Origin of the sequence: Endobacter medicaginis, from assembly GCF_014192375.1 — a bacterium.
GTDB lineage: Bacteria > Pseudomonadota > Alphaproteobacteria > Acetobacterales > Acetobacteraceae > Endobacter > Endobacter medicaginis.
This window is the reverse complement of record NZ_JACHXV010000005.1, coordinates 1-17,813: the sequence shown is the minus strand read 5'-3', so window position 1 is coordinate 17,813 and position 17,813 is coordinate 1. Positions and strand designations below refer to the sequence as shown.

The window sequence follows — 17,813 nt, the reverse complement described above, 5'->3', positions numbered from 1 at the left end:
TGGTAATAGAGTGGCGTTCGGTCAGTCGCCGTCGCCGGTCCTGGCGTAGCGGTCGAAAGCGGGAGCAACGCCAGGACCAGGGACAGAAGACGCACCTTCACAGATCACCCCCGATCAGGCGCTCGATGGTGGCCAGTTCCGTCTGTTCGTCGGTCTCGGTCCGGAGAAGCTCCAGCTCGGTGTCGTGCATCTGATGTTCCGCCGCGATCGCTGCCGCGAGATCGCCATGCCCCTGGCTGTAGCTGGCCAGCGTCGTCCGCGAGAGCGCGTCCGCCTGCGGCATACGCTGGCGACGGAGGAGGCTCTCCACATCGCGCGCCGCCTTGAGGCGGGCCAAGGCTTCGGCCAAGGCTGCCTGGATGGTCGCCATCGTTCCGTCGCGACGGCGCTCGGCGGCATCAAGGCGCGCGGTCTGCGCGTCTTCGTCGGCGCGCTTGGCACCGAACTGCACGGGGATGCTCAGCGAGACCATGGCGCTGAACCCCGTCGGGGCATTGGTCTGCACGACCGGGCCGCCGCCGACCGTCACATCGGGATACCAGGCCCGCTCGGCCAGCCGTCTCCGGCTTTCCGCCTCGTCGATTGCCGCGCTGTTCGCATGGACGGCGCCATTCCCGCTGCGCGCCCGGTCGAGCAAGCTCTCCACGCGCGGCAGAACCGCTGGGATCGGACGTAGCCGCATGGGCTCGGCCAATGGGGCGCCCGGGGGGCGGGCCAGCAGCGCATTCAGTTGGGCGGCGGCGGACTCTCGCTCGGCCTCCAGCCGGCTCGCCTCGATGACGGTGTTCGTCTCCTCCTCCTGGGCCTGGATCACGCCCGATTGGGCACCGTCGCCCTGGCCGTAGCGCACCATGGTCGCCTGCCGCATCTTGCGGGCGAGCGTCTGGATCTGCCGGTTGACCACCAGCGCGCGGGTAAAAGCGTAATAGCGCGCGAAGGCAATTTTGATCTGCGCGTCGAGTTCGTCCTGGGCGGCCCGCTCCCGGCCGCGCGCCGCGTCCACCTCGGACAGCGCCGCACGATGACGCAGATCCCGCTTTCCCCAGAGCGGGAAAGTTTGCGAGATCGTGATGAAGTTCATGCTGAACAGGCCGCCGGAGTGATAATTCTGGTAATTCTCCGTCAGCACCGGATCGTCCAGCGCACCGGCCGCTTCCGCCTGGGCCGCAGCGGCGGTCGTATCGAGTCCGGCGGCCCGCACCGCGGGGTTCAGGCGCTCGCCGAGCGCGAGCAGGCTCTCTACGGTGGCACCCGGCGGCCCTTCAGCCGCACGAGCAGCCCCGGATGAAACGATAAGAGCAGCCGCAGCCAGGAGCAGGCGCCCCGCCGCGTCACGGTTCCGCCGGGTTGCCATGCTATTTCTCCAGCGTGACAACAACGGAACCGCGCACCGTCTCGGTTTCACCCTGCACCTTGGCCGCGAGCGTGATCGCCCACGGGCCGGGAGCACCGGCATCGAGGTCGATACGATAGAGCCCATCGCCTGACGCCGGCTCGATGGTCGTGGGCGAGGTCATCGTCGCCATGCCCATGGGGCTCATGTCGGCCTTGCTCTCGAAGATGACGGCGTCCATGACCGGCTTGCCGTCGGGCACATGCACAAGCCGCACGATCATGACAGCCTTGTCACCGCTCAGATGTGCCTGCTTGCCGGCAGCCTCGAAACGATAATCCGTCGCTGCCGCGAATGTCGGTGACACAAAGGCACCGGTCACGACGACGCAGGAGGCGAGCGCCAACGCACCCGCGATCAGATATGTACGCATGATAATGGAATCCTTCCCGCCCCGGAAATCCGGGGATAGAGCGCTGATCGACGTCCGGTTGCGGTCAGGACGCGCGAATACGCGCGCTCCTGAACGCAGGACGTGCGGAAACCAACGCCGTCACGGCGCCGGTGGGATCAGGCGGTTCTGGGAGGGAAGGAAAGCGGCTCGGGCGAGCGGCCGACAGGAACACGTTCGGCAAGGCTATAGGCGATCATGCTGTAGCGGACCGGGCTTCCGATCGCCGCGGCCTGCGTTGGGCGATCAGGCACGCCGAGGCACTGCATGGTTTTCAGGCACTCCGGCGTCATGCCCTTGAACGGTGCGGTCGTTCCGGCGGGATGCATCGAGACCGACCCATCACAGCATGGCATGGCCGCATCCAGGCTCGTGGCCTGCTCGGCATTCTGCGGCGGCATAGCCTGCACGGTGGCCGCGCCCATAAAGGCAAGACCAACGATAACGAATACCAGACGTCGGAGAAAGCACCACCGCATACCGGCCATCATCTCGCAAACAGGCAAAGGGGGCAATCTCTTATGCACGGAGCGGAAGTCATGCCGCGCTCTTGGGCCGGTCGTTTGGGCTGGGACATCCCTCGCCACGCGAGGCCGGGCAACTCACTTGAATGTCCGATCTGCGGAAGGGACTCGGCCGATCCGCGTCCTCCATCCCTCCGCGCACCACAGATACTTGACCAGTGCCGCGATCGCGAGCACGAGCACGATCAGCGTGAGCAGGCCGAACAGGCCCATGCCCCATCCCATGCCCTGCATGCAGTTTGTCATCATGACGGCCTCCCATGAGGCAATGATGCGGCCCGGCATGGCGATCCGCACGAACCATGACGACGTTGGCATTGTCCCGACTGTTTTCAATGCCAAGAAGGGCATTCCCGGATGCGTTCCCCGCACGTCGCGAAGAACGACGTCATCGCCCGCACGCATCTGGCGGAGATCGACGGCAAGATGCGTGACTTGCAGGCCCTGCGTCGGGAACTGGTCGCGATGATCGGGCAATGCCACCATGGCACCGTCGCCGACTGCCGTATCATTGAGGCGTTGGCACCGCGTCAGTGAGCGTGGCCGTGCCGATGATGCAGGTCGGGATAATGCGGATGCCGATGGACCATCGGCATGTGCCGGTGCCGATGCGTGTGCGGTTCGCCCGTCGGATCGCCAGGCCCGTGCGCATGCTGATGGTGTTCGTCATGGCGATGCCGGTGCTCATGTTCCATGGCCTCGTGCGCATGCTCGTGATCGTGGCGCTCCGACAGGTGGAGCCACAACCCGAAACCCATCAGGCCGCCGGCGATCAGCAACCTCAGCGACAAGGGATCGTGGAGCACCACAACCGCCAGCAGCGCGCCGACGAACGGCGCAAGCGAGAAATAGGCCCCCGTGCGCGCGGCACCGAGATGGCGCAGGGCCAGCACGAACAGGACAAGGCTCACCCCGTAACCCATGAACCCCACGGCTCCAGCGGCGCCGAGTCCCCCGACAGTCGGCAGGACACCGCCCCTCCCGAACGCCAGCAGAAGATTGACCGTCCCTGCGACCAGCCCCTTGAGCATTGCGATCTGCATCGGATCGGCCGCAGAAAGTTTGCCGGTCAAGTTGTTGTCGATCCCCCAGCACAGGCAGGCCGCTGCGATGAACAGGGCGCCCTGGTCAAGCATCGCATGCCCCTGCCATGATAATAACGCGGCGCCCGAGAGAATGGCGAAGGCGCCCAGCAGAAGCCGCCGGTCCACGTTCTCGCGGAATACGATCCAGGCAATCCCCATCGTCGCCAGCCCTTCGAGATTGAGCAACAGCGACGCGCTGGCCGCGTCGGTGCGCGCCAGCCCCAGCATCAACAGCAATGGGCCGGCAATCCCACCCGCCAGGATCACCAACGCCAACCAGGGCAAGTCCCCACGCCGCAACGGCGCTTCCGCAACGGGGCGTCCACGCATCCAGCGCAACAGATGCACCGCCGCCAGACCGATCCCGGAACCGAGATAGAGCAGCCCGGCCATCATCCACGGATCGACGGAGCCAAGGAGAAGCTTGGCGAACGGTGTGCTGGCTCCAAACAGGATCGCGGACAATAATGCGAAAAGGATGCCAATGCGGTTCATGGCCCGATCCTACCGCACGGTGGCTCAATCGAGAATGGGCCCCGCTGCAAGCGATGAGCAGACTACCGCCCGCGCTCTACGCTTCGATTTTGATGATAACGTGCCGGTTTTCCAAATGGATACACGATGCATGGACCGCACCGTCAAACGGCGATCGTCACATTACTGGCCAGGACGACACCATTACTTCATCGCCGCTGCCGCCCCAGGTCTATGTCGAACCGTCTCCGCAGCATGCCAGTCGCCCATGTTCCTGAACCGGCGGGCAAGGAACGTCGCCATAGGAGCAGAAGACGCAGCAATCCCCCGGCTTCGGTTTCAAGACGACGCCACAATGCGGGCAATCGTAAAAGAACTGGCAGGCATCGGTCGGCATGGTTTCCAGTGATTGCTGGCCACATGCGGGACAGGTCAGAAGCGAGGCAGGCCGAATCATCTTACAGACAGGCTCCTGAGCAGGACGGGTTCCAGGCGTGGCCACACCAATGCCGCCAGCACGATGAGCGCGGTGGCAAAGGATAGCATCTGGATAACCCCGATGCGTCGCCGGATAGACCCACTTTCCACACCCGCACAACAGACCCTGGCCTGCCGCCGATTGAGCGCCCAGGCGCTGACCAGCGCCGCGACCGCCAGCGCAATCAATGGCACGCGCCATGGCGCAAGTCTCGACAGAACACTGAAAACCCCCGCACCGGCGCCCAGAGAAGCGAAGGCGAGCGGAATGAGGCAGCAGGACGACGCGATCAGCGCACCCACACCGGCGGCCATACCGCCCGCGACACACAGGACTCCACCTCTTTCCATGCCCATGCGGCTACGTGATGTTCGTTGAGGCAGGTCCGCCGTCTCATCCATGATCGTCACTTTCCCATTGCGTCGCGCTTCATGCTACACCCCGTAGTGGCTACGGACTCAAGAGCAGGAGTGACGCATGGTCGCCATCACGATCGGCAAGCTGGCATCGGAAACCGGCGTTCATCTGGAGACGGTGCGCTACTATGAGCGCATCGGCCTCATTCCCGCGCCGCGAAGGGCGCGTAATGGCTATCGCCATTATCGGGCCGAGGATGTCAGGCGCCTGTCATTCGTCCGACGCGCGCGGGATCTTGGTTTCGACATCGAGGAAATCAGAACCCTGCTCGCCTTGGCAGAACCCGGCCTACCCTCCTGCGACGAGGTCAGAACACTCGCCATAGCTCATCTGGGCGACATCCAGAGCAAGATCTCCGACCTGCAACGGCTCGCATCGCTCCTGACAACAAGCATCGAACAATGCCGTGAGTCGGAGGCCCTGACTTGCCCGGTGCTCGATATGCTGGGTGCCTCTGCGATCGGAAGCACGCCCAACCCGTGACGTATCGTTCCGGGAGGCGGTTAAGGTCTTGGCGTGGGTCCAATAATGGCGTCCGATCCGCGGCAGGCTACCCGCGCAAGAACCCAATCGCCACCGGCTCGATCCGTGGCCAGAGCCATGCAAGACACCCCATGATCGTGGCGAACCCCATGATGCCGAGCGTCTGCCAGCCAGGCCTGTGTCCTGTCTGGTACGCCTGATAACCCACCCAGAACCAACCGACAGCAACCGCCAGGATCGCGACCGGCGTCAGCCAGCGATAGGCGTTGGCGAACCAGGCGAGAATACCGCCTACTGACCCGAGGATCGCGGCCGGCAGCGCGAGCGGCACGACGCAGCACACGCCGCAGGCCAGCGCCGCACTGGACGCCGTCATGGCAACCGCGCTGGCCGCCTTGTTTCCCGATGCGCTCGCCTCGCTCATGCGCCGCACTCCGCCGCGCACCCGCAGGTCTTTTTCATCGGCGCGGTTGCTGGCTGACTGCGCGACGCAAACTGCTCAAGCAGCGTTTCCGCAGCCTCACGCGCATACTCCGGGGCAGTAATCGTCAGAGTCAGCGCATCCATACGTTCAGCGATGTCAAACGCGAGGAACGCGCAACAGGTTCGTTCGCCTTCGACCATACGCGCGATATCGTCCCGTGCGGCAGGATCATAATCCAGCACGAGATGAAGACCATCTCGGTGCGCTGACCGAAGCGCCCTGGCGTTGAGACTGGCGATCCACTCCAGCCGCCTCGCCAGATCGCTGTTCTCCAGTGTGCAGGCAAGTGGGGCAGGCTCGTTTGGCTTCGTCACGATACTACTTCGATGCCGTTCCGCCCGTTCGCGTGACGGTCTGGCGCTTGTTTACGAGTTCAAGTAACTTGAGGTTCAAGATATTTTTTACGCGAGTTTCCCCCCATGCCCGGATACAAGATCGGCGAGTTGGCCGAGCGCACCCGTACCAATGCCCCCACGATCCGCTATTATGAAGAGATCGGCCTGCTTCCACGTCCGGAACGACAGGAAGGCAATCAGCGGCGTTATGCTGAAGACGATGTTCGACGGCTTACCTTCATTCGGCGCTGCCGGGCGTTTGGCTTTTCGATCGATCAGGTTCGGGCATTGGTCGAATTGGTACAGGACCGTACGCGATCCTGTGCGGAAGCCCGCGACCTCGCGCATACTCACCTGATGGACGTCCGGGCGAAGTTGCGCGAATTGAAGGCGCTCGAGAAAAGCATCGCCGGGTTCGTCGCGACCTGCGACGCACAATGCGCCGGCGGTCCCGGCTCCGAGTGCGTGATTCTTGACGAACTTGCCACCATCGAGCCGGCGGGGAACCGCGCATGCTGCGAAAGTGCGGTCTGATCTTCGCCTATAATCCATCTTCGGATGGGAGAAACCTGATAGAACGAAAGAGATAAAAACGATGAATTCCACACCACCGAACGACATGGCCGGCACCCTGCGACGGGTCATCTCTCTCGTGGGACTTCTGAATCTTGCCTATTTTGGCATCGAATTCACGGTAGCGCTTGCCATCGGCTCGGTCTCCCTGTTCGCGGATAGCGTCGATTTCCTGGAAGACGCCTCCGTCAATTTCCTGATCGTAGCGGCACTCGGCTGGACGGCGCGCAGCCGGGCGCGGGTCGGAATGGCCCTTGCCGCTATCCTGCTGGTTCCGGCGCTCGCGACGCTCTGGACCGCATGGCAAAAATTCAATCTTCCGACACCGCCCCAGCCGCTCGTCCTGTCGGTGACAGGATTGGGGGCGCTTGTGGTAAATTTCTCCTGTGCGCTCATGCTGACCCGCTATCGCTATCATGCAGGCAGTCTGACGCGCGCTGCCTTCCTGTCGGCGCGCAACGACGTGCTGGCCAATATCGCGATCATCGTCGCAGGCCTGGTCACGGCCTTTCTGTGGCACGCCGCATGGCCGGACCTACTTGTCGGGCTCGGTATCGCCGCGATGAACGCCGACGCCGCCCGCGAAGTCTGGCAGGCCGCGCGCAATGAGCACCGCGCGGCAGCATAGCCCCCTCAATTTACGTCCGGGGCGCGAGCAGGATCAGGCTGGCCCCGCCGAGGCACACCAGGGCACCAACAATCTCCCACCGGTCCGGGGTGCGCCCCTCGACCAGTCGCATCCACATGAGCGAGGTGGTGATGTAGACGCCGCCATAGGCTGCATAGGCCCGCCCCGCCGTATCCGTATCGATACGGGTCAGCAGAAAGGCGAACAGGACCAGCGACACCATGCCCGGAACGAGAACCAGCGGCGAACGCCCCAGCCGGAGCCAGCTCCAGAAGGCGAAGCATCCGCCGATCTCTGCAAAACCCGCGACGACATAGATGATGAAAGGTAGCACAAACCCCACTGTTACATACTTTCCAGTCAGGATCGTGAAGCAGCCACTCCACGATCACCATATCCCGCCATTTGAATGGCCCCGGGTTTTCGGAGACGTTTTCTATCCGGTTTAAGCGGCCAATGCATGCGATTTCTGTTGTACGTGGAAACGTGCCTCAGCCACTTCTGGCGGGATGTTTCTAATGGATGACAGAAGGCAACGATTATTGATCCAATTGACCCATTTAGAGGTGGCCAGTTCGATGCCGCCACGGGGCAGACACCACAAGGTTTGGCAAACGCGGCTTTGGAGTGGATACGCTGCGGATTACGGAGCGGCTCCGCGCCCGGCGGTTCAGGCCGAGCGAAAGTCCTGCTGCGGATAAATCAGTTCTTCGCGATTTTTGACGTGTGCGTGTCGGTCCGGAATGATGACGTCGCCATGCTTCGCCTTCTCCTCGGGCTCGATGTGAATGTTGATCACAGCCTGCCCGAGCTGCGTCCTGAGTGCGTGCTCGATGTGGTCGCAGATCTCATGCGCCCTGCCGACGGTTATCCCCGTCGGGACCACGAGATGAAATTCAACGAATGTCGTGTTGCCCGCGACACGCGCCCGCACGTCGTGGGCTTCGAGCGCCCCTGATGCATTTCCTGCGATCGTCCGGTCCAGGCGTGAAATCAATTCGGGATCGGAGACTTCATCCATCAGCCCGGCGACGGCTTCCCGCACGACACCATAACCCGCCCAAAGGATATTGACTGCGACCAGGCCGCCGATGGCCGGGTCAAGCCGGAGCCAACCAGTCACCGGGATCAGCGCAAAAGCGATCAGGACCGCAATGGTCGTCCAGACGTCCGTCAGGATGTGCCGGCCGCCCGCGACGAGCGCGGGCGACTTCCACTGCTTGCCATTGCGGATCAGTAGCAGCGCCCAGAACAGGTTTATAACCCCGGCGCTGCCATTCAGGGCCAAGCCCAGAAGCGGCGTGTCCGGTGCTTTCGGGTGCTGCCAGCCGATCCAGGCTTCCTGGAAGATCAGAATTGCCGTTGCGAGCACGAGGCCACCCTCGATGATCGCGCTCAGATATTCCGCTTTCTGGTGGCCATAGGGATGGTTTGCGTCTGCGGGTTGTGCGCTGACCCACAGGGCGATAAGCGCGCCGACGGCGGCCGCTACATTGACGATTGTTTCCAGCGCATCCGAGTAAAGCGCGATGCTGCCCGTCATCCAGTAGGCGGCAAGCTTCAGGGCCAGAACGACCAGACTGACGGCAAGTGTGCCCCATGCGGTCTTTATGGTGCGGTTCATGGGGACTACTCCTGCATGCTGCGACCCGTTTGCGATACTCGATGATTTGTTTACGACGCTTTGCACCCTGCCTCCGTGCCGAGATGTTCTGACGTGCATAAAGAATGATCGCTCAGGACCTGAATGATCCGACAGGTCCCGATTGTGTTGCATGAACACTGATCCAACATGCGTTGCAATTCGCCCTGGAGAGCCGTCAGGCGGGCAATACGGTTCCTGACCTCGATCAATTTGCGTTTTGCTATCTCATATGCGGCCATACAGTTTTGATTGGGATCGTCAGCAAGATCTAGTAATTCACGGATTTCATCTAGTGAAAATCCAAGTTCCCGCGCATGGCGAATAAAACTCAGGCGCTCTTTTGCTTCCTCTCCATAGACACGCTGCCCTCCTTCACTTCGGTCGGGCTCCTCAAGGATGCCGATCTGCTCGTAATAGCGGATGGTCGGCACCTTGACGCCAGTTGACCCGGATAATTTTCCGATACTGAACATAAAAGCCCCCTTGAACCTCTAGCGACTAGAGGAAGTAGATAACGGATTCGCTGCTGGGTGAACAGGAGAATCCGGATGCCGGACAGGCGCGAGTGGGATGTCACGGGCATGGACTGTGCTGCTTGTGTCAGCAAGGTGAAGGGCGCGCTTGGTCAAATCGCAGGCGTCCAGAATGTAGAGATTTCCCTGGTGTCTCAGAAACTGCGACTGACCATGGATGAGAATGCGATTTCCGTGACCAAAGTCGAAGAGATGGTCAGGAGCCTGGGATATGGTATCCGGCGCCTCAATCCTGCCACTGTAGCTGACATTGTATTTGCTCAGGATGCGACGAATGACGCCGCCGCGCCTGATACGCCCTGGTATAAAACCGGAAAGGGACGACTTGTTGTCACGACCGGTATTTTGTTGGTGCTGGCCTGGGGTATCAGCCTGATCGCACCAAACGAGATGAAACCCTGGCCATTTGTCGGGGCCTGCCTGGTAGGGCTTTTTCCGGTTGCCCGCCGCGCCTTAGCCTCGCTCCGGGTTGCTCAGCCGTTTTCCATCGAAGCCCTGATGATGATCGCGGCGATCGGTGCGCTATTTATCGGCGCGGCCCAGGAGGCTGCACTCGTCGTCTTCCTCTTCGCGGTCGGGGAACTCCTTGAGGGCGTTGCCGTCAGTCATGCCCGTGATGGTATCCGCGCGCTCGGAGCGTTGGTACCGAAAATCGCCTTGCGCGAAGACACTGCCGGTATCCGGGAGGTTCCTGCTGTCGAACTCCGACTAGGCGATGTGGTCCTGGTCCGGCCGGGAGACCGCATTCCGGCGGATGGAGAGATTATTTCCGGCGTAAGTGGCATTGATGAAAGTCCGGTCACTGGTGAGAGCGTGCCAGTGTCGCGTGGGCCGACGGATGCCGTCTTCGCCGGCTCGGTCAACACGGAAGCTGCGTTGCGGGTTCGCGTGACCCGCACTGCGGCGGACAACACCATCTCCCGCATCATCCATCTTGTAGAGCAGGCCGAGGAGGCACGCGCACCGACTCAACGGTTCATCGACCGCTTCAGCCGTTGGTACATGCCGACGATCGTCGTGCTTTCGGCGGTCGTCGTATGCCTTCCCCCACTGGCGTTTGCTCAGGCTTGGTCGGTCTGGGTTTATCGCGGGTTGTCCCTTCTGCTGATTGGTTGCCCCTGCGCGCTCGTCATATCGGTTCCCGCAGCCATAGCGTCCGCGCTGGCCCTGGGGGCACATAACGGGCTGCTCATCAAGGGAGGAGCGGTCATCGAGGCCACTGCGCGGGTGAAGACAGTCGCACTCGACAAGACTGGAACCCTCACACTGGGACGGCCTGACGTCACCGACATCATCGTGCTGGACAGCTTGCCCGAAACTCAGGTTCTTGCTGTCGCCGCCGCCGTTGAAGGCGCGTCCAGCCATCCATTGGCCCAGGCTATCCTGCGCCGAGCCCAGAGTAACGGGCCGGGTATCGACATTCCCGTTGCACAGGAGAGCAGGGCAATTCCCGGAAGAGGGGTGACAGGCCGCATTGACGGAATGGATTTCACGATCTCCAGCCCCCTTCAGGCGGTACGCGACGGCGCGTTGTCAGCTACTGACACCGCACGTGCCACCGAACTTGAGGCGGAAGGAAAAACCGTTGCCGTCTTGTATGGTGACAAGGCACTCGCGTTGATTGCCCTCCGTGACGAGCCGCGCGCGGACGCGGCAGAAGCCATGCGCCAGTTACGCAACCTCGGTATTACGCCGGTCATCCTGACGGGCGACAATAGCCGGACAGCCGCCGCGATCGCCTCAATGCTGGGGGCGCATTACAAGGCCGAACTGCTGCCGGAGCAGAAGTTGGCCGAAATACGGGCTCTGGCCGCGCAGGGCGGTGTTATGATGGTCGGAGATGGCATCAACGACGCGCCTGCACTCAAACAGGCAACTGTCGGGGTCGCAATCGGCTCGGGGACCGATGTTGCCCTGGAGGCAGCCGACGCCGCCATCCTGCGGAACAGAGTCTCCGATATTCCAGCGCTGATCCGCCTCGCCCGTTCGACCATGCGAAATGTTCGTCAAAATGTCTCGATCGCTCTTGGGCTGAAAGGAGTGTTCCTGATTGCCACCATCGCGGGGCTGACAGGGCTCTGGATCGCCATTGCGGCCGATACCGGGGCAACCGTTCTCGTCACCCTCAACGCGCTGAGGCTGCTGCGCTCCCGCAGCCTCGATGCAACATCGTAAAATATTATGAGAATTTTCAGTCGAATGTCCGTGTGTTGTGTTCGGTGTCGGTGGAAATCTGTGGCGGCGAGCCTCGCAATGGCTTTGGTGTCGGGTGGCGTGGCCACAGCCGACGATACGACAGCGATTCCCGCCACCTTGCATGATGTCATCGCAGCAGCATGGACGAATGATCCTGCCCAGAATGATCTCGCGACTCAGGAAGCTGGGGCAAAGAAACGCCAGCGTGCCGCGAAATCCTGGTTCGCAGGTGGGCCATCGGTCGATGCTCAATATTATGACGACAGACCCAGCGGCCGTAACTATGCGTACCGCACGACACAGGTGGGTCTCTCCGTTCCTCTCTGGCTGCCAGGACAAGGAACGGCAACTGAGCATGTGGCTGAAGCCGATGCACAGGCCGCTGTAGTACAGAAGGATGTCGCCCATATGGCGGTGGCCATTCGTGCCACGGATGCCATCGGGGCTGTCCTGCTCGCCGAGCGACGGCGATCTGCCATGGATTCCACACTGGCTGCGTTGCGACGCATGGCCAGGGCCGTGCGGGCATCGAGCCATGCAGGAGAAAGCACATCGGCGGAACAGCAGGCGGTGGATGCGCGGATCGCTCTTTCGGAAAGCGATCGCAATGCCATCGACGAGGAAGTCGAGGCCGCCCAGGCCAATCTGGATATTCTGACCGGCCATCCGACGAAAGCCGGTCTGTCGGAAATCGACACGCACTGGCCGCTATTCCTGCGAGCGACCGCGCGGCCATGGAGCGAGGCGAACGACCCGCGCGTGCGTGCGGCTCACCAGAGCGTCACGGTCGCCACGGAACAGGATCATCTTGCCGCTCACAGTTATATGCCCAATCCGGAAATCGGCGTCGGCGTGATCAATCAGGGCCAGTACGGTTCGCCATGGGACACGCAGGTTGGGGTCAGTCTCAGGATGCCGATCCCAAGTGACGTCACATCGGTTCCCGTGAGAACGGCCGCTCAGAGTGCGCTTTCCACCGCCATCCGGCAGGAGATCGCCACCCAGAGGACCGTCAGGGCCGAGATGGCGCGCGTCCAGGCACATCTGAAAAACACATCGGCCTCGATCGTCAGTACGGCTCAGGCCGCGCACGAGATGCTTGCGCGCGCGGACGCCATGGAGCGGTCGTGGCGATCCGGTGAAACATCACTCATAGAGGCGCTTCGTGCCCGCATGGATGCCTATAACGCCCTGCTGACCTTCAGCCAGGCCGAAATCGATTATCGCATTGCGATCGTCAGAACTGTTATCGCCTTGGGGTACATACCATGAGATCGACCTGTATCCTCGTTGTCGCAGCCCTATTCGTGGCTTTACCTCACCTGGCTTTGGCGGAAGAAACAGAGGGGTGGCAGCAGACCGTGACCATGGATGCAGAAGCCCGGCAGGCCGAGGGTCTTGAAACCGTCAAGGTTAAAAAAGGCTCCGTAAGACCCCGAATTCAGGCGATGGCGAGTGTAACGGAGAACATCGCGCGTTCCGTGTCCATACGGCCGGCAGGCGATGGCAAAGTCCGCGCGGTCTACGTCCTGCCCGGCCAGCAAGTCACCGTCGGCCAGAAGCTCGTCTCCTATATTGATCACTCATTGCATGTCGTCGATCTCCAGCTTGCCCAGGCGAAAGCTAGTCTGGCCAGCGCCCAGGCCAACCTCGCTGATACTGCACTGGCGTACCGTCGTGGTAAGTCATTGGCCGGGGCCACAGTCTCCGCGGGCGAAGTGTCGCGTCGCCTTGCCGTGATGCACGAGGCGCAGAACGCTGTCCACTTTCAGGACGCTGCGGTCAAAACCCTGACCCATCGTCTTGAGGAAGAATTCACCTCGCCAACGGAACGGATCGTGGACTTCGAAAATTCGGTCCTGATCGCGCCGGTTGATGGCATGGTCGAACAGGTCGGTACGGCTGTCGATAATGATATTTCGCCCACAGACGTCGTAATCAGGATTACGAGTCTGGAAACCGTATGGGTCGTGGCTAACGTCCGCCCCGAAGATGCATCAGACATTTCAATTGGCACTGAGATGACGTTCATGCCCGTGGGAGCCGATCCCGCGCAAGCCGCGATGGCAAAGGTTCAGACCATTGAAGGTACTGCCGATCCCGAAACTGGGCTGGTGAAGGTTGTCGCGACATTTTCGGATCCGCGTCGGAGATTCCGGCCCGGCACCCAGCTCAATGCCTGGCTTCCTGCGCAGGAGCAGGCCAGCGGTCTGATCGTGCCGTCCGCCGCCCCGCAGAATGTCGACGGGCATATGGTGGTGTACCGGCAGACCGGCGCCGATACGTTTCAACCTGTTCCCGTTCGTGTGCTCCTCGAAGGGCCAGAGCAGAGCGTGGTGTCCGGAGATCTCAAGCCTGATGACACTATCGTCGCAAAGGGGAGCTTTACGCTCAAGGCGATGGCGCTTCTGTCCGGTCTCGATGGAGACTGAAAATGCTCTTTGAATTCTTCCAGAAGCAACGCTTTTTTGTTTTCGGTCTGATTTTTGCCCTCCTGATAACCGGACTGGCCTGTGTCGAAGGGCTTCCTGTCGAGCCTGTTCCCGACATTTCACCCCGCCAGGTCATGGTGACGGTTACTGCTCCCGGGCTTGCGACCGAGGAAGTCGAAAAGTTGATTACCTTTCCGGTCGAGACCAGTCTGACTGCTCTTCCGGGTCTCATTGATTTGCGCTCGGTATCAAGGACGGGTGTATCTGCGGTCTATCTACAATTCGACGATGCGACAGACATCGACTTGGACCGCGCACGTGTCGCCGAACGTCTGCCGGCCGCTCGTGAGAGTGTCGCCGTTCCGGGTGTCAGCGTTCAGATGGGGCCGCGGACGACCGGCATGGGCGAGATCATGCAGTTCCAGATCCGCGGACCTGGCTATTCGCTCATGGACCTCAACCGCATCATGCACTGGACGGTCGCGCCTGAACTGAGACTTCTAGCGGGCGTGGCCGAGGTCAATATCAATGGTGGCGCGGAACAGACCTTTCAGGTCACGCTCGACCCGCTTCGGCTGCGTACCTACGGAGTCACGGTGACAGACGTCTATCAGGCAGTTGACCGTAATAACGCCTCGGCTGGTGGTGGCTGGATTGCCCACCAGGCCGAGCAGCAGGTGATTGTTGGCCGTGCCCTGGTCGGCGACCTGAATGATTTCGGTCTGATCCCGGTCAGAATCGGCCGGAACGGGCATGTCATCCGGGTCCAGGACGTGGGGAGTATCGCACTGGGTCCGCGGACGCGCCTCGGCGCGGCGACCCGGGACGGAAACGGAGAGATCGTCCTGAGCGCGGTAATGATGCAGGACGGAGCAAGCTCGAATGCCGTTCTTGCAAATATCCGCAAAGCACTTCCTGGTATCCAGAAGTTGTTGCCAGCCGGCGTGACGCTTGACCCCTACTATATGCGCTCGACGCTAACGGGAGAAACCATTTCCACCGTCAAGGAAAATCTCCTGATCGGCGCGGCTCTGGTGCTTGTCGTTCTTATCGTGGTTCTGGGTGACTGGCGCGCGTCGCTGGTCATTGCCTCCGCCATCCCCGCCGCGCTGTTGTCAGCCTTCATCGGCATGAGGGTTTTCGGGGTCTCGGCCAACCTGCTGAGCCTCGGCGCAATTGATTTCGGTATGATTGTCGACAGCTCTCTCGTTGTCGTCGAGCACTTCATGACGTTGAGGGAGGCTGAAGGCACAAAGCGTTCCATGCGGGACACAGCTATTGAAGCGGCGAAGTCTGTCGTCAGGCCGGTGACATTTTCGATTTTCGTGATCATTATGGTCTACCTGCCGATCCTCACTCTGGAAGATATCGAGGGCAAGATGTTCCGCCCCATGGCGCAGACCGTCGCCATGGCGTTGCTGGCATCACTGATTTACTGCTTCATTTGCATCCCCGTCCTTGCAGCAGTACTCCTGCGTGATCCGAAGTCTCACCAGGAGACGAGGTTCGTGCAGTTTGTGCGACGCTATTACGAGCCGATGCTGGCCTGGAGCGAAAAGCATAGCAGGACAGTGATCATCGTCACGATCTCTGTGTTCCTCGTTTCGGTTGGCCTGGCCACGCGGTTGGGTGGGGAGTTTATACCGACGCTGGAAGAAGGCTCCCTGACGACAACGGTCACGCGCTGGCCGAGCGCCTCACTGCCTACCGTCATTGATGAAATCGGGAAACAGGAACGAATCATCCGTTCGTTCCCTGAAGTTCAGACGGTGGTAACAAATATTGGCACACCGGCTGTTCCGACAGATCCTATGGGCCCCAACGAGTCAGACAGTTTCATCATTCTGAAGCCCCTCTCGCAGTGGAAGACCGGGCGGACCCAGGATCAGTTGGTTCAGGCGATGGCCGACACCCTCAAGGCGAAGCTCCCCAGTGCCAATTACGAATGGTCACAGCCGATCCAGATGCGAATGGATGAATTGCTCTCAGGTGTTCGCACTCAAATAGCTATCTCCGTTTATGGCGATGACTTGAAGGAACTGGCGAAACTGGCCGATGAAGTGACCTCAGCCGTGGCGGCGGTTCCGGGGGCTGCGGATGTTGCCCCACAGGGCGACGGAACAGTGCCCTTCATGCATATCGACATCAATCGGGATGCCGCAGCCAGACGTGGGGTGGCCGTGTCCGACGCTCTTGCCCAGATCACGGCTATCGGTGGATTGATCGGAAAACCTGTTGTTGTGGGCAACGCGATCATACCAACTCAGATCCGCCTTGATCCGACTTCGACCCTGTCAGTTTCGATGATCGGAAATCTGCCCGTGCGCAGGTTGGACGGACAAGGGTGGGTCTTGCTGTCGGATATTGCGAAACTACAGGTGATAGACGGCCCTTCCCGGATTGATCGGGACCGTATTCATAGGCGCGTCATTGTTCAGGCCAATGTCCGGGGGCGGGACGTCAGTTCCTTTGTCGCAGCGGCGCAAAAAGCGGTTGCGGAGAAGGTCAGACTCCCGTCAGGCTATCGTCTTGAATGGGCCGGACAGTTCGAGAACCTGAAATCGGCAATGCAACGTCTGGGTCTGGTTCTACCCATCGCTCTCTTGTTGATATTTGCGCTCCTGATTGCAGCATTAGGATCATTCAGGGCGGCCTCCCTGGTATTCATCAATCTCCCTATAGCAGCGACGGGAGGAATTTTCGCACTGACCTTGCGTGGGTTGCCGTTTAGTATTGCTGCCAGCATCGGTTTCATTGCGCTGTTTGGTGTGGCCATTCTCAATGGCGTCGTTCTTGTAAGTCAGATCCGCGCGCTTCAGGAAGCCGGCATTGATGCGGCAACGGCGGCATTCGAGGCAGCACGCGCCCGATTCCGGCCTGTCATCGCGACCGCAAGCGTCGCTAGTCTGGGCTTCTTCCCGATGGCGTTTTCGGGAAGCATGGGCGCGGAGGTCGAGCGGCCGCTTGCGACTGTTGTGATTGGAGGTCTTGTGACATCGACCCTGCTCACTTTGCTTGTTCTACCAACCCTTTATGCTAGCCTGTTTCGGAAGCGCTGAATTCAGAGGACATACGAGCCTTTTGTGACTACTTCATTTCACCGTTGCCGCCAACCATGGCGTTTGCATCCCACACTAACCTTCCTGTGCGGTGGATGTCGGTCGGTTAGGATGCGGCCGATCATCAGGAATTTCAAAGTCTGTACACTCGTTCGATTCACGAAGAAGACCTAGAAGTGCATCAGGAACGGGCTCATTGATAATGCTACCAAACCGCGCACGAAAATGCTGTTTTATCCAGAATTTGACGATCTGGTCCTCAGACTCGATGTCCATCTCCGAATACCTTCCATGACCGATCAGTGAATTAAGTCACGGTCCTGCGGCCCCAACGTCATGAGGTGATCCACGATATTTCGTACATTCATCCAGAATTGCGCGCTGTCGCTCTGACCCGCGTCAACACATCGCAAGACATGCGTATGCGCTTTGTTCCGCGCTCCACTCCATCCGAAGGATCGGATCAAGGCGTCTGCCATGTCTGACGCAGAACACTTATCGGAAGTTTCGTCATCGTTTTCTATCGCCAAATCCGCTCTCCGTCTCGCACGACATGACGACGACGGAAGCGAATTGAGGGCGTGACTCTGAGCTGCCCCCTTCTGAGTGGTCCATCGACTATGACAGTCTGGACCAAGGAAGGGACGACGCATGCCAGCGAAGAAGCACAAGCCCGAGGAGAT

Annotated in this window: 20 protein-coding genes; 8 read left to right on the top strand and 12 right to left on the bottom strand. The window is 60.7% G+C overall.

From position 1 onward, the window contains the following. Window positions 1-97: 97 nt before the first annotated feature. From FHR90_RS07565 to FHR90_RS17790, 4 genes are all read right to left on the bottom strand, one after another. A complete protein-coding gene (locus FHR90_RS07565; protein ID WP_010667678.1) occupies window positions 98-1,354 on the bottom strand; it encodes a TolC family protein in 1,257 nt (418 codons plus the stop codon). A gap of 1 nt (window position 1,355) precedes the next feature. Further along, entirely contained in the window at window positions 1,356-1,766 is a 411-nt protein-coding gene (locus FHR90_RS07560; protein ID WP_010667677.1) for a FixH family protein, read from the bottom strand. Window positions 1,767-1,903: 137 nt separating this feature from the next. Beyond that, a complete protein-coding gene (locus tag FHR90_RS07555; protein ID WP_018308115.1) occupies window positions 1,904-2,275 on the bottom strand; it encodes a hypothetical protein in 372 nt (123 codons plus the stop codon). A 111-nt stretch (window positions 2,276-2,386) separates the two neighbouring features. Next, window positions 2,387-2,593 carry an SHOCT domain-containing protein gene (locus FHR90_RS17790; RefSeq protein ID WP_231867259.1) on the bottom strand — a complete coding sequence of 69 codons (207 nt, stop codon included), beginning with the start codon at window positions 2,591-2,593 and terminating at the stop codon, window positions 2,387-2,389. 72 nt (window positions 2,594-2,665) lie between these two features. Here FHR90_RS17790 and FHR90_RS17785 point away from each other — a divergent pair, with 72 nt between their 5' ends. Then, a complete protein-coding gene (locus FHR90_RS17785) occupies window positions 2,666-2,845 on the top strand; it encodes a MerR family DNA-binding protein (RefSeq protein WP_010667674.1) in 180 nt (59 codons plus the stop codon). On the opposite strand, the gene FHR90_RS07540 is transcribed toward FHR90_RS17785, so the two are convergent. From FHR90_RS07540 to FHR90_RS07535, 3 genes are all read right to left on the bottom strand, one after another. Further along, window positions 2,839-3,888 (bottom strand): DMT family transporter, encoded by a 1,050-nt coding sequence (locus tag FHR90_RS07540; protein WP_010667673.1) that lies wholly within the window; start codon window positions 3,886-3,888, stop codon window positions 2,839-2,841. The genes FHR90_RS17785 and FHR90_RS07540 overlap by 7 nt on opposite strands. A 211-nt stretch (window positions 3,889-4,099) precedes the next feature. Then, a complete protein-coding gene (locus tag FHR90_RS17635) occupies window positions 4,100-4,324 on the bottom strand; it encodes a GDCCVxC domain-containing (seleno)protein (RefSeq protein ID WP_035979039.1) in 225 nt (74 codons plus the stop codon). Continuing rightward, window positions 4,321-4,746, bottom strand: coding sequence for a hypothetical protein (locus tag FHR90_RS07535; protein ID WP_231367962.1), 426 nt, complete (start codon window positions 4,744-4,746; stop codon window positions 4,321-4,323). Before FHR90_RS07535 ends, FHR90_RS17635 begins: the two co-directional genes overlap by 4 nt. A 76-nt stretch (window positions 4,747-4,822) precedes the next feature. Here FHR90_RS07535 and FHR90_RS07530 point away from each other — a divergent pair, with 76 nt between their 5' ends. Beyond that, a complete protein-coding gene (locus FHR90_RS07530; protein ID WP_018308113.1) occupies window positions 4,823-5,245 on the top strand; it encodes a MerR family transcriptional regulator in 423 nt (140 codons plus the stop codon). Between the two features lie 67 nt (window positions 5,246-5,312). Here the strand turns inward: FHR90_RS07530 and FHR90_RS07525 are convergent, their stop codons facing one another. Together FHR90_RS07525 and FHR90_RS07520 are read right to left on the bottom strand one after the other, a co-directional pair. Then, a complete protein-coding gene (locus FHR90_RS07525) occupies window positions 5,313-5,669 on the bottom strand; it encodes a hypothetical protein (RefSeq protein ID WP_023979792.1) in 357 nt (118 codons plus the stop codon). Next, entirely contained in the window at window positions 5,666-6,043 is a 378-nt protein-coding gene (locus tag FHR90_RS07520) for a hypothetical protein (protein WP_010667495.1), read from the bottom strand. Before FHR90_RS07520 ends, FHR90_RS07525 begins: the two co-directional genes overlap by 4 nt. A 105-nt stretch (window positions 6,044-6,148) precedes the next feature. Here FHR90_RS07520 and FHR90_RS07515 point away from each other — a divergent pair, with 105 nt between their 5' ends. Both FHR90_RS07515 and FHR90_RS07510 read left to right on the top strand, forming a co-directional pair. Continuing rightward, window positions 6,149-6,598, top strand: coding sequence for a MerR family transcriptional regulator (locus FHR90_RS07515; protein WP_010667496.1), 450 nt, complete (start codon window positions 6,149-6,151; stop codon window positions 6,596-6,598). 61 nt (window positions 6,599-6,659) lie between these two features. Continuing rightward, entirely contained in the window at window positions 6,660-7,265 is a 606-nt protein-coding gene (locus FHR90_RS07510) for a cation transporter (RefSeq protein ID WP_010667497.1), read from the top strand. Between the two features lie 10 nt (window positions 7,266-7,275). Here the strand turns inward: FHR90_RS07510 and FHR90_RS07505 are convergent, their stop codons facing one another. The 3 genes from FHR90_RS07505 to FHR90_RS07495 form a co-directional block, all read right to left on the bottom strand. After that, the gene (locus tag FHR90_RS07505) at window positions 7,276-7,599 is read right to left on the bottom strand and encodes a YnfA family protein (RefSeq protein ID WP_456305513.1); all 324 of its coding nucleotides are present in this window, start codon (window positions 7,597-7,599) and stop codon (window positions 7,276-7,278) included. 336 nt (window positions 7,600-7,935) lie between these two features. Next, window positions 7,936-8,889 carry a cation diffusion facilitator family transporter gene (locus FHR90_RS07500; protein WP_176621661.1) on the bottom strand — a complete coding sequence of 318 codons (954 nt, stop codon included), beginning with the start codon at window positions 8,887-8,889 and terminating at the stop codon, window positions 7,936-7,938. Window positions 8,890-8,939: 50 nt separating this feature from the next. Then, the gene (locus FHR90_RS07495; RefSeq protein ID WP_176621662.1) at window positions 8,940-9,383 is read right to left on the bottom strand and encodes a MerR family transcriptional regulator; all 444 of its coding nucleotides are present in this window, start codon (window positions 9,381-9,383) and stop codon (window positions 8,940-8,942) included. Between the two features lie 75 nt (window positions 9,384-9,458). Here FHR90_RS07495 and FHR90_RS07490 point away from each other — a divergent pair, with 75 nt between their 5' ends. From FHR90_RS07490 to FHR90_RS07475, 4 genes are all read left to right on the top strand, one after another. Next, complete coding sequence (locus FHR90_RS07490) at window positions 9,459-11,618, top strand: heavy metal translocating P-type ATPase (RefSeq protein ID WP_176621663.1); 2,160 nt, start codon at window positions 9,459-9,461, stop codon at window positions 11,616-11,618. A gap of 78 nt (window positions 11,619-11,696) precedes the next feature. Continuing rightward, window positions 11,697-12,911: a TolC family protein gene (locus tag FHR90_RS07485; protein WP_176621664.1), complete on the top strand. Its 1,215-nt coding sequence runs from the start codon at window positions 11,697-11,699 to the stop codon at window positions 12,909-12,911. A 95-nt stretch (window positions 12,912-13,006) separates the two neighbouring features. After that, entirely contained in the window at window positions 13,007-14,071 is a 1,065-nt protein-coding gene (locus FHR90_RS07480) for an efflux RND transporter periplasmic adaptor subunit (protein WP_236622836.1), read from the top strand. A gap of 2 nt (window positions 14,072-14,073) precedes the next feature. Continuing rightward, a complete protein-coding gene (locus FHR90_RS07475) occupies window positions 14,074-17,130 on the top strand; it encodes an efflux RND transporter permease subunit (RefSeq protein WP_176621665.1) in 3,057 nt (1,018 codons plus the stop codon). Window positions 17,131-17,813 lie beyond the last annotated feature (683 nt).